Here is an 11,531-nt window from a genome sequence, read left to right on the forward strand (position 1 = left end):
GTACAGGAATTGCGTATCAAGCACCGCTGGGATGCAATACAGCAGGCAAACGACGAGATGGAGGAGGCAAAACTCTGCGATGAACCATACAGCCCATACCGATACGCTAATGGAGATACAAGAAAAGAGCTTCTCGCCAGGTCAAGATATCTGCTCTTCAAGTCCGCTGACAAATGGACCGAGCGTCAGAAACTGCGAGCTAAAATTCTTTTTGAACAATATCCGGACATCCAAAAGGCATACGGATTGTGCCATTCTCTGCGCATGATCTTTGCAAAGAACACCATCAAGGATGCAGCCAGACTTTCCATGGCACGGTGGTACAATAAAGTTGAAGAGGCAGGCTTTCATTCATTCAATGTCATTGCTGCCACATTCTACGAGCATTATGATGAGATATTGAACTTCTATAACAACAGGGCTTCGAATGCCATGGCAGAATCGTTCAATGCCAAAATTAAACTTTTCCGAGCTAATCTAAGAGGAGTGGCAGACAAGAAGTTCTTCCTATTCAGAATTGCAAATCTATACGCATATCCCCACTGATTTTCTACTGAGCCGAAGAAAGGAATATCCGTTACTCCCCTGAACTGACCCGGTTTTACGATTGACCCAAAATATGATTTGAGTGTACCCTGTATGAAAAACATATAATAATGTTTGAAATTACGGAATGACCCGAACTGGGGGGCATTTGTGGTAAATTTCTAAAATGCAAAATCCTCAAAGATTTCCTAAAGACCTTTGAGGATTTTTTGTACACCCTTAGGGATTCGAACCCTAGACCCACTGATTAAGAGTCAGTTGCTCTGCCAACTGAGCTAAGGGTGCGCATGAATGAAATTACCATTAATACCCATTGGAAAGTACACCCTTAGGGATTCGAACCCTAGACCCACTGATTAAGAGTCAGTTGCTCTGCCAACTGAGCTAAGGGTGCTCATTTCATTTTAGCGAATGCAAAGGTAATGCTTTTTTAATAGAATTCCAAAGGTTTCATCTATTTTTTGTGATTTATTTTCAATCTGCATCAATAAAAATGGGGACTTCACTACGAAATCCCCATTACGAATAACATTATCGGATTTTTATAAATCAAATTTGTAACCAAGCGTTATTTGGAACACGCTGTTCTTAGAATCGCCCTTATCAAAAGCCTTTGTCAAACCAAAGTTATATCTTGCATCAAGCTGGAAATTTGCATACTCGTAAGAAATGCCCACAGGAAGAGAAAAATCGAACGACTTTGCTTCAATTTCAGTAGATTTTGCACCATTGCCAATAGGTGTTTTTACATCTTTCTTTATTTCGCTATTCACCTTGAAACCAGGCTGAATACCCAACTTAACAGCAAGTCCTTTAACTACGTAAACGTTTGCCATAATTGGAATATTAATATAGTCCAATTTAGTAGTTGCGGTTACTTGGCTATTAAGAGTGGAAGACTTAAAATCCGATTTAGCTCCTTGCATAGAGTAAAGAACTCCTGCACTGATAGAGAACAGATCAGTAGCTTGATACTCACCTTCGATACCGGCTGCGAGACCTACTCTTGGATCAGAATCATTGAAGTCAGTTAAATTGGATACATTCATTCCAATTTTAGGCTGGAGATTAAAAGACCCTACTGCGTGTTGTGCATAAGCACCTGCTGAGGCAAGCATAACAGCTGCCATAAGAATTAATTTTTTCATTGTTTTAATTATTAAAAATGAATTATAATATTATTATCGTTATTAAAACAATGCAAATGTAAAAAAACTTGTAGGTATATCAAATTTTTTTGTATAAAAAAAACAAGAAATTTGTTAATTAAAAAATATCACTGAACATAGTCTGTTTATCCTAATGCTTATCAAATCATCTATTACAGCCATGCATAAGTAATAATATAATCTTTATAATATTTAGTTACAAAAGGATACAACCGATTGGTACGCATATTCATAGCTGTTTCTCGCAATGGATCTACTTTTATTTCTTGATACGTTAGACGTTCTTCCGACAATAATTTATAGATTGTTTCTTTTGCGCACCATATTGTGAGAAGTTGTTCCGTATTCGTGTAAAATTCGTCTGTACGAAGAAATCTCTTGGCGATGCGTTTCACTCTTTCCGAACGATATTCGATATCGATGCCCACACGAAATATTTTGGAAAGAATTATTACTAAGAAGCCTTTAGTGTGAGAAATACTAAGATTCCAGTCTTTTATCAGTGGTTTGCCATTTTCATTGTGAGAAAGTTCTACATCATATCCGCACATCTCACGAAGCAAATCTCGTTCTCCAATCTTTTCATTCTCCCTACCCTTCCCAATTTCCATGCCGGATATGGAGATACCTTGAGGTAGATTATCATGACTTATCAACATTATTTATTGTAACCTTTATTTTGCTGATTCGCCTATTCTCTATTCCCACTACTTCAAAATTCAAATTCATAAACGATATTTTCTCATGAATGACAGGGAAATCACCTTTTATTTCCAAAAGCAGACCTGCTAATGAATCGGCATCGCCTTGAACATCTGAAAAATCAATATTCAAATTGAGAACTTTAGTAAAATCACTTATTGTCGTTTTTCCTTCAAAAAGATAAGTGTTTTTGCTCACTTTTACATACACTTTCTCATCCTCATCGAACTCATCGTTTATTTCCCCAACTATCTCTTCCAAAATATCCTCAAGCGTTACCAAACCACTCGTCCCACCAAATTCATCAACAACTATGGCTATATGCACCTTATTGTTTTGAAACTCTCGCAACAAATCATCTATTTTCTTAGTTTCAGGTACGAAATAAGGAGGACGTATTAAACTTTGCCATCTAAACGTATCTGGTTTTGATAAGTAAGGTAACAAATCCTTGATATACAAAATCCCTCGTATATTATCGATATTATCTTGATAAATAGGGATTCGAGAATAATTGTTATCCGTAATACATTGCAGAACTTGAGTATAAGAGGAATGAATGTCAAGATCAATAATGTCCTGACGTGATGTCATCACTTCTTTCGCGGTCTCATCAACAAAACGTATGATGCCTTGCAACATCTCTTTTTCATCAACTATATCACTTTTATTGGTTAGCTCCAGAGCCTGTTCCAATTCATCAACCGACAATTGGTGATTTTCCTTCTGCATAACCCTTTCCGCGAAAGCACTGCTACTCAGTAGAATATTCTCAATAGGCCAAAACAGCTTTCGGAAGAACATAATGGTTTTAGCCGCATTCCGACAGAATCGAAGTGGGTTTTGGCGACTATAGACCTTAGGCATTATTTCTCCAAAAAGCAAAAGCAGGAACGTAAGAAGAATTGTTACACAAAGTAGCTCCAACCAAGCGACCTTGAACACGAACATTCTTACAAGTACAAAATTCGAAAGCATCACAATTGTCACATTGACAAGGTTATTGAGAATCAGAATCGTAGCCAAAGTTCGTTCATTGTCATCTCGCAACAATTGTATTTTAGAGTCGTTTTCATTCTTCTCTGCATCAAGGCTATCAAGGTCATTGGGCGAAAGACTAAAAAAAGCTATCTCCGATCCACTGGCAAACCCTGATAATAATAATAGCAAGAGAACTAAAGTTGCAGCTATTACTACACCTAAAGTGGGGAGCTGAAACTCTACGTATGTTGAAAGGTTGCTGAAGAAGTCGTCCATCAAAATGGTAATTTAGAATCGTCTTCAGAAGAAGTTTCTTCCTGTTCTTTTGAGGTGTTCACCGCATTTGCTTTTTTAGGAGCAGAAAGCCATTCCAATGAATCTGCGTATACTTCCGTTACAGAATGTCGAATTCCTTTCTTATCATCATAATCGCGATACCGTATCCTGCCTTCTATATAAAGCTTATCTCCTTTATGAATGTAACGTTCCGCATATTTTGCCAAACTTTTGAATAATACAATTGTATGCCAATCGGTTCTGTCCGGAACTTTAGTTCCATTGGGAAGTGAATAGCCTCTTTCGGTGGTCGCCATTGAAAAAGTAGCCACACATTGGTCTGCTTCAAAATAACGAACTTCCGGATCGCGACCTACATTTCCTATCAACATCACTTTATTCATAAAGCCATCCTATCAAAAGTTTGTTATTTCCACATTCCAAGATAACGGAACGAGAAGTTTTTACCTTTAGCTGAAGGGAACTGACTACGATTATCTACACGCCCCCTCAGGTAATCGATAATCCGATTATAGCAGTCGATTCCTGAAATAGACTTGCACTGTGCCACGAAATGTGTGTCGCGGTATTCATATTTACCGGTCGTTGGAATATAGACCACTCGCTTAAAGTCTAAAGATCCTTCATACCATCCATCCTTCTCTTCATTAAGATGCATGATTATAGGGTTATCCTTGGGCTGAGCCATATCAGTAGAACGAAGGGCTTTCTTCTGCTTAAAATCTAACATTGAAGCGGCTTCTGTCTTTATAATGATAAAGTAAATTCTGGGACGAACTTTGTATCGTTTCGGATAAAACAAGTCGCTATCCACATAAGCACGGATATCCTCTACTAAGTCCGGTGTTAATTGTATATCCGGGATAGACGCTAAAAAATCCAACGCTTGATCGACATTATAGACCAATGTTTCATTGTCGAAATATCTTAAATATAAATTCATTTAGATGGTGATAGAATGTTTCTCCAATATAAAATAAAAAAGAGCGGAAAACGAGACTCGAACTCGCGACCCCAACCTTGGCAAGGTTGTGCTCTACCAACTGAGCTATTTCCGCAAACAGTAAGAAAAGAACTTACCATGTGAAGAGGAGGAGACTCGAACTCCCACGAAGCAATTTTCACTACCCCCTCAAAGTAGCGCGTCTACCAATTCCGCCACCTCTCCATTATATAAATTTTCAAATGAATAAGTAAAGTGCCCAGAACAGGACTCGAACCTGCACGTCGTGAAACACACGCACCTGAAACGTGCGCGTCTACCAATTCCGCCACCTGGGCATTCAGAGAGCACGTCTCTTGGCTTACTTATCGCAGTATTTCAAAGAGCGGAAAACGAGACTCGAACTCGCGACCCCAACCTTGGCAAGGTTGTGCTCTACCAACTGAGCTATTTCCGCAATTACATTTCACTAAATGCTTCTTTGTCGGGGCGACAGGATTCGAACCTGCGGCCGCCTGGTCCCAAACCAGGAGCGCTACCGGGCTGCGCTACACCCCGTTGCATTCGTCATAAGAGACCTCATTTCTGAATTGCGAGTGCAAAGATAATGCTTTTTTTTTATCCTGCAAAACATTTTGATATTTTTTTCTTCCCGGCATCTATTTCCTCAAATCCGCTACTAAGCCCTTGAACGTCCTTATTGCGTTTACACGTCCTCTCATTACTGAATTTGCAGATAATTTGAACTTGAAGCATCCACTTCTGCCTACAATATCCCCTTACCCCACAATGTGACTTGAGGCAATACACAATATCATTCCCATAAGTTGTAGGCATTATCCAAAATCAGTATGGAAAACATCTGCGTAAGCATTATTACAGGTATAGATATTCAGCACATACCGCCTTGATGTCGTGATCCACTTGGCTGGTACAGAGATAAACCTGAAGACAAACGCTTTTATGCGACTTGTTGCATTGAGTCCGTACTTCTTTACGTCAAGTCTTTGAATAATGGCCTTGTAAAAGTTACGGATTATACCGACTATCAAATCGCCAATAACCGCCACGCCAGGCGATAACCAAGGAACTTCGTGTATGTAGGCTTTGCATCATACTTCTCTGTCTCTATGAACTGATGGTCGAAATCAACATCATACATCTCACCCTCTTTCAGTTGGCCAGATGCAAATATACAATTGAGCAATAAAGTATTGAGAGTGTCAGCCGTATTGAAATCGTAGGTCTTGCCCATATCTGATGTGTATGAAATGTTTTCTTGCGTCAGCTCCTTTATCGCTCTGAGGATAGTATCAGAGCTACAAGTGCGAAGTGTCGGATGAAGCGAGAGGTGGTTCATCAAATGAGTAGTGACATCTGGGGTACATGAACCGCCACAGAAGTAGATACTCATGAGAGAACGGATGATTTCGCTGTACTGATAACCGAACGATCCACACCTTAGACCGAGGGTTGAGTCGATTACAGATGATAATGTGTGGAGTCAAATTGCTCCATGATTGAAAATAATCCCCCAAAAGGAGTGAGTCTCTCAGATTTAATTTGTATCTTCGCCATGTCTATCGTCGGATTCTCTTGTTTTTTTTGCAACACTAAGATAAGTGAAAATTCTGACATGGCAAAATCCTGAGCAACTTTTTGTTGCTCAGGTACTTAAAAAGTTTAATTTATAATAGTGTTGCGGAATTAAGGGAGAACAGAAAAAAGATGAAACATATTATAACTTTGGCTATACTTATTACCTTTCCCTTTCAAATAGGGAAGGGTAATAAGTCAGTATTACAAACATATGATATAAAATCTTCCATTGTTATACGAATACAAGAAAAAGTATGTTTTGTTGTTCAATTACTTAATGGATTTACAGAAAAAGGTATTTATTCTGAAACACTCTCTATCAAAAAAAACAAACAAGAAATTACAAGAATAAATTTACCTTCTTCTGAAGAAATAAAAAACATTAACGTTAATATAAGGAAATATAGAACCGGCTTTATACTTGAAGCCTTTTACGGTGGAGGAAATAATCTCTATAATCGTCGCTTCTATTTCAAGTGTGCTAAAAGCAGTTTATATTTATATAAAATTGTAGGAAAACACATAGCACCAAACTCTAATAAAAAAATAGTTGAGATAAAGAATATACAGCCAAGAATTGATATTAAAGATTTTAAGATCTTATCTTATTTAGAAAATACTTGACTCCAAAAGTAATTAAAATGATGCTATTGTTAGAGAATGTTGAGCAGCGCACCTACCTCAAGTACTGCAACGGAGCCGAGACCTTCTATAGCTATGACCCGCAGCACCGCAGGTTGCAGAACCTCGTGGTGAACGCCAAGGCAGGCACCATCATGGACAATGCCTATACCTACGATGCGGTGAGCAACGTGCTGGGCATTCAGAACAACGCCCCGCTCCCGCAGAGCGGCAAGGCCGGTGGACGGATGAGCCACAGCTACACCTACGATGCGCTGTACCGTCTGGCAAGCGCGACGGGAACGTATGCAGGTGCGGACAATAAATCGGCATCTTATACGTTATCCATGGGCTACGACAACATGCACCGCATCACGGGCAAGAGGCAGCATCTCTCACAGACAGGTGTGCAGTTCGATGGCACGCTCAACGCAGGCTACGAACTCGTCTATACCTATGGTAGCGCAGAGGGTAAGAAGTTCCAACTCGACAATGTTCGTGATATCAACTACCGGACGGAAGAAACTCCTACGGACAGCACGAACATCAACAACGGACACAAGTACATCTACGATGCCAACGGAAACCTTGTCTACATCAATACCTCTCGTGTAAAGCGTGACGGCAAGGAGGATGAAAAGGCAACCGAGCAGAAGTACCGTTGGGACGAGGAGAACAGACTCTTGGCAGCTGATGAAAACGGTTTTGTAAGCAACTATTGGTATGATGCCGATGGTGAGCGCACGGTGAAGACCTCAGGCGAGAATGAAGCCATTTATGTGAACTCTGAGTTCTCGGGTGGCAACACCGGTACGGCTCGCTTCTCACTCTATGTCAGCCCGTACTTGGTAGCCGGACAGGGTGGCAAGTACACCAAGCATANGTGAAGACCTCAGGCGAGAATGAAGCCATTTATGTGAACTCTGAGTTCTCGGGTGGCAACACCGGTACGGCTCGCTTCTCACTCTATGTCAGCCCGTACTTGGTAGCCGGACAGGGTGGCAAGTACACCAAGCATATCTACATCGGTTCACAGCGTATTGTTAGCAAATTAGGTGACCTTGCCAGCTACGGTGCAGACCCAAGACGCATCCCGTATGCAGGAAATGAAGCGGATGGATTGTCTATCAATTACAAGGACAAGTATGCACAGCAACTCCAATCCATCAAGGATAATTACAAAAGCTTTGATATTCCATACAACGGTAAGGACAATGATGACTACGTGAACGGTCAGGGTTTCTGTTGCAACGATGGCACGCCGGAGGCGGCACAAGCCCGTGCGATGGCACGCACAAGAGCTGCAAACGATAATTTCCACGATAAGGATAATTATGAGAAGATGCAGTTCTACTACCATCCCGACCATTTGGGTAGCAGTAGTTACATCACCAATCTTGACGGAGAAGTATCGCAGCATATCGAATATGTACCGTTTGGCGAAGTATTCATAGAAGAACGCAACAACACCTGGAATACCCCTTATCTCTTTAATGCGAAGGAATTTGACGAGGAAACAGGTATGTACTACTATGGTGCGAGGTACTATGAGCCGAGGTTGAGCTTGTGGATGAGTACGGATCCAAAGGAGGAGAAATTTGCTAATATAAATACCTATTGCTATACAAACAACAATCCTATAAGATATGAAGATTTTGATGGAAGAGAGTGGGGAATAAAATATAATGAAACTGGAGGTGTAGTGTATGCAAATGTTGAATTACAAGTAAATCCTAATATTGACCAAAAGATAATAGAGCAATATAAACAAGATATTAATGCAGAATTTAATCGTATGATAAAAGAGGTTTCTTCGGGGAAATTCTCAGGAGAGATAAATTTCAATGTACCCCAAAAGGAAGATCAACTTTATTTGATAGTATCATTTTCTGATTATTCGCCAACAACTTTTGCTGGAATAAATTGTAAAATAGGAATGGCAGATGCAACGATATATAATAATCGAAATCAAGTGAAAGAGGGTTATGTTTTTGCTGCAGACATTATCCATGAATTGCTCCATACTTTGGGAATGCCAGAATTAGTCGAACCGAGTTTTTCTGATACAGAAGTAAAAAATATATCATCAAAAGGACATAAATTTACTTATAGTTCTACATCGAATACAGTCAAAGATGTATATAAAAATGTAATGAATAATTATGCCAATACAATTGATGGAATACAACTAAGAAATGTCAAAGAATTGCCACATTCAAATATCACTCCCCAGCAATTTGAATTTATCAAAAAACAAATAATTCGTCAAGAACATGGGGAAGGACGCTCGCAGTTTGATAACTTTTGGTTTATTGATAATTATTAGTTTTGGCATATATCTAAAAAATGAGAATATTAATATCGCTATTTTTATTTTTGATGCTTCTTACATCATGTAGTACGACTAAAGTTATTTATGATGTAGAACTATCTCCGTCTTTTGCTACAGGAGATAGTGAGCTTTTTTACTATATTACTAAAAATTTCAACATTCCAAAAGATTATGGTGAAAATGGGGCTCCTGGGCATATAATTGTTCAATTTGTTGTAAAGGAAGACGGAACTCTTAGTAATTTCATTGTATTAAAATCTGTGTCTAAGAGTTTTGATAATAATTTTATACGAATGCTTAAAAAAATGCCAAAATGGAAACCTGGGAAAAAGAATAATATAAACGTAAAAACTATATATATATTAAATTATTTTGTAGGAAAGTAAAGAATGAGCATTAAAGTTCAAAATATGATGTCATACACTCTAAAATATGACGTCTCAATCTGACGGATATGACGTCTAATCCTGGTAAATATGACGTCATAAATAAAAGAGTAAAAAACGTGGTACGAAAACGCAAGCTACAATAGCGATAGAGAACAGAATGTATAATATTAAAACTACAAGTCTATGGTAAACCACATATAGATTGTTTGAACTTACCCATACAAGGGTATTAAAAGCCGTAAGCAATAAACTGGAAAGAACGACGTTAAATATTGATAACCATAATTAATTAGATATTATGATTGAATTTGAAGTAAAATCAAAAAAGCAGCATATATTGGTGAACATAAGAGACAGACCCAAGACGAATACCATACGCAGGTAATGAGGCTGATGGCTTGACTATCAATTACAAGGATAAGTACAACCAGCAGTTACAATCCATTAAAGACAATTACAAGGCGTTTGACCAACCTTATAACGGTTAGGACAATGACGACTACGTGAACGGTCAGGGCTTCTGCTGCAACGATGGCACGCCGGAGGCGGCACTGGCAAGGGCGATGGCACGCACAAGGGCTGCAAACGGTAATTTCCACGATAAGGACAATTACGAGAAGATGCAGTTCTACTACCACCCCGACCACTTGGGCAGCAGTAGTTACATCACCAATCTTGACGGCGAGGTGACACAGCACATCGAGTATGTACCGTTTGGAGAAGTGTTCATAGAAGAACGCAACAATACGTGGAACACGCCGTACCTCTTCAACGCTAAAGAGTTTGACGAGGAAACGGGTATGTACTACTATGGTGCGAGGTATTACGAGCCGAGACTGGGCTTGTGGATGAGTTGTGATCCCAAACAAGAGAAATATCCAAATGTAAATTCTTATTGCTATGCAAATAATAATCCCATTATCTTTATTGATACAAATGGAAAAGAAGGAATTGTTGTCTCAGGACAGCATGGTGGTACAATGCAAAATAGAGAGCATTTTCTTATTAATGGATTGGATAGAGCAAAAAGGGCATTGAGCCATAGACATAGTAAGAAAGAAGCAGTTACTTGGATCGTATTTAGTGAGTCTGATACAGACTATGGCTATACTAAAAAAGAGTTGGAGAAATATAAACAACAAGCTCAAAGAAATGGTATAAATATGATCGTTGTTGATGATGCTGATGATATTGTTAATTATATAAATAATAAAAATGGTGGAAAATCCAGGGAAAATGATAAAATTTCAAGTTTTTACTATGTCGGACATGCCACACCTGGAGATTTAAATGTTGGCTATAATGGAGGATGGCTTTTTGATGGAGATGAGTTTGATGCAGATCAGCTAAATAGTGATGCTTTTTCAAAAGGGACTTGGGTAAATGTAACAGCAGCCTGTAGGACAGCCGTGTCTGGCAATATTGAAAAAAGTATAGTAGAACAATTCTCTAAAAAGCTAGATTCTACATCTAAAGTTTTTGGATCGGATGTCAGAACATTCTTTGGTGGTGGCGTTCGGTCAGATAGTCAACTTTTAGAAAAAAATAAAGGACATCAAGTAAAGCAAAATGGAAAGAAATAAAATAATAAAATTAGTCGCCATTGTCGGGATTTTGTTTTTAATTAGTCGTCCCTTGAAAAGTAAATAACCTATTGATTATCAATAAAATAGCCTTTCTATTATTTGTATATATCTACAAGTTTTTGTATCTTTGCATGGTAAAATCTTGCAAATCAACAATGTATAAATCTCCATCCAACACCCATCAGGTATCAATGTTTTGGGACTTGGCATCCATGCTCAATCCCACCCATCCAATGTACAAACTTGCCAATCTGATAAATTGGGAAACCTTTGAGCGTTCCTTTGCCCCCTTGTACTGTAAGGACAACGGACGCATGGCCAAGCCTATCCGCCTGATGGTCGGTCTTATAGTGCTGAAGCATATTC

9 protein-coding genes, 7 tRNA genes and 4 pseudogenes are annotated in these 11,531 nt (G+C 39.0%); 7 read left to right on the plus strand and 13 right to left on the minus strand.

Features of this window, described 5'->3' with window-relative positions; translation table 11 throughout:
- A partial coding sequence (locus E0E16_RS03790) for an ISAon1 family transposase (RefSeq protein WP_130828424.1) occupies nucleotides 1–546 on the plus strand: 546 nt, incomplete at its 5' end.
- A gap of 212 nt (nucleotides 547–758) precedes the next feature.
- On the opposite strand, the gene E0E16_RS03800 is transcribed toward E0E16_RS03790, so the two are convergent.
- The 13 genes and pseudogenes from E0E16_RS03800 to E0E16_RS03860 form a co-directional block, all read right to left on the minus strand.
- A tRNA-Lys gene (locus tag E0E16_RS03800) sits at nucleotides 759–831 on the minus strand.
- A 36-nt stretch (nucleotides 832–867) separates the two neighbouring features.
- A tRNA-Lys gene (locus tag E0E16_RS03805) sits at nucleotides 868–940 on the minus strand.
- A 148-nt stretch (nucleotides 941–1,088) separates the two neighbouring features.
- Nucleotides 1,089–1,694 (minus strand): porin family protein, encoded by a 606-nt coding sequence (locus tag E0E16_RS03810; protein WP_130828957.1) that lies wholly within the window; start codon nucleotides 1,692–1,694, stop codon nucleotides 1,089–1,091.
- A 173-nt stretch (nucleotides 1,695–1,867) separates the two neighbouring features.
- Nucleotides 1,868–2,374 carry a 4'-phosphopantetheinyl transferase family protein gene (locus E0E16_RS03815; RefSeq protein ID WP_130828960.1) on the minus strand — a complete coding sequence of 169 codons (507 nt, stop codon included), beginning with the start codon at nucleotides 2,372–2,374 and terminating at the stop codon, nucleotides 1,868–1,870.
- Entirely contained in the window at nucleotides 2,358–3,674 is a 1,317-nt protein-coding gene (gldE, locus tag E0E16_RS03820; RefSeq protein ID WP_130828962.1) for a gliding motility-associated protein GldE, read from the minus strand. Before gldE ends, E0E16_RS03815 begins: the two co-directional genes overlap by 17 nt.
- Nucleotides 3,674–4,078: a single-stranded DNA-binding protein gene (locus E0E16_RS03825; protein WP_130828964.1), complete on the minus strand. Its 405-nt coding sequence runs from the start codon at nucleotides 4,076–4,078 to the stop codon at nucleotides 3,674–3,676. The genes gldE and E0E16_RS03825 overlap by 1 nt, the downstream gene beginning before the upstream one ends.
- A 23-nt stretch (nucleotides 4,079–4,101) precedes the next feature.
- Nucleotides 4,102–4,638, minus strand: coding sequence for a hypothetical protein (locus E0E16_RS03830; protein ID WP_130828966.1), 537 nt, complete (start codon nucleotides 4,636–4,638; stop codon nucleotides 4,102–4,104).
- Between the two features lie 42 nt (nucleotides 4,639–4,680).
- Nucleotides 4,681–4,753, minus strand: a tRNA-Gly gene (locus E0E16_RS03835).
- 26 nt (nucleotides 4,754–4,779) lie between these two features.
- Nucleotides 4,780–4,863, minus strand: a tRNA-Leu gene (locus E0E16_RS03840).
- A gap of 31 nt (nucleotides 4,864–4,894) precedes the next feature.
- Nucleotides 4,895–4,976: transfer RNA gene (locus E0E16_RS03845), tRNA-Leu, on the minus strand.
- 46 nt (nucleotides 4,977–5,022) lie between these two features.
- A tRNA-Gly gene (locus tag E0E16_RS03850) sits at nucleotides 5,023–5,095 on the minus strand.
- 27 nt (nucleotides 5,096–5,122) lie between these two features.
- A tRNA-Pro gene (locus E0E16_RS03855) sits at nucleotides 5,123–5,196 on the minus strand.
- Between the two features lie 278 nt (nucleotides 5,197–5,474).
- Nucleotides 5,475–6,216: pseudogene (locus E0E16_RS03860) on the minus strand (transposase family protein).
- Between the two features lie 150 nt (nucleotides 6,217–6,366).
- Between E0E16_RS03860 and E0E16_RS03865 the strand changes: the two are divergent.
- From E0E16_RS03865 to E0E16_RS13875, 6 genes and pseudogenes are all read left to right on the plus strand, one after another.
- A complete protein-coding gene (locus tag E0E16_RS03865) occupies nucleotides 6,367–6,861 on the plus strand; it encodes a hypothetical protein (RefSeq protein ID WP_025877725.1) in 495 nt (164 codons plus the stop codon).
- A gap of 152 nt (nucleotides 6,862–7,013) precedes the next feature.
- Nucleotides 7,014–7,727 (plus strand): annotated as a pseudogene (locus E0E16_RS14920) (RHS repeat-associated core domain-containing protein); the annotation flags it as partial.
- 5 nt (nucleotides 7,728–7,732) lie between these two features.
- A pseudogene (locus E0E16_RS14925) lies at nucleotides 7,733–8,524 on the plus strand (RHS repeat domain-containing protein); the annotation flags it as partial.
- A 680-nt stretch (nucleotides 8,525–9,204) separates the two neighbouring features.
- Entirely contained in the window at nucleotides 9,205–9,576 is a 372-nt protein-coding gene (locus E0E16_RS03880) for an energy transducer TonB (protein ID WP_025877735.1), read from the plus strand.
- Nucleotides 9,577–9,935: 359 nt separating this feature from the next.
- Nucleotides 9,936–10,520, plus strand: a pseudogene (locus E0E16_RS03885) (RHS repeat domain-containing protein); the annotation flags it as partial.
- Between the two features lie 800 nt (nucleotides 10,521–11,320).
- The coding region (locus E0E16_RS13875; protein WP_500796508.1) for a transposase at nucleotides 11,321–11,531 on the plus strand (211 nt) is incomplete at its 3' end.

The organism is Prevotella rectalis, assembly GCF_900607215.1.
Lineage (GTDB): Bacteria > Bacteroidota > Bacteroidia > Bacteroidales > Bacteroidaceae > Prevotella > Prevotella brunnea.

Bases quoted from the DNA above. Each gene is read 5' to 3' on its own strand.
- E0E16_RS03865 (WP_025877725.1), top strand. From the start codon at position 6,367: ATGAAACATATTATAACTTTGGCTATACTTATTACCTTTCCCTTTCAA.
- E0E16_RS03810 (WP_130828957.1), bottom strand. From the start codon at position 1,694: ATGAAAAAATTAATTCTTATGGCAGCTGTTATGCTTGCCTCAGCAGGT.
- E0E16_RS03880 (WP_025877735.1), top strand. From the start codon at position 9,205: ATGAGAATATTAATATCGCTATTTTTATTTTTGATGCTTCTTACATCA.
- gldE (WP_130828962.1), bottom strand. From the start codon at position 3,674: ATGGACGACTTCTTCAGCAACCTTTCAACATACGTAGAGTTTCAGCTC.
- E0E16_RS03825 (WP_130828964.1), bottom strand. From the start codon at position 4,078: ATGAATAAAGTGATGTTGATAGGAAATGTAGGTCGCGATCCGGAAGTT.
- E0E16_RS03830 (WP_130828966.1), bottom strand. From the start codon at position 4,638: ATGAATTTATATTTAAGATATTTCGACAATGAAACATTGGTCTATAAT.
- E0E16_RS03815 (WP_130828960.1), bottom strand. From the start codon at position 2,374: ATGTTGATAAGTCATGATAATCTACCTCAAGGTATCTCCATATCCGGC.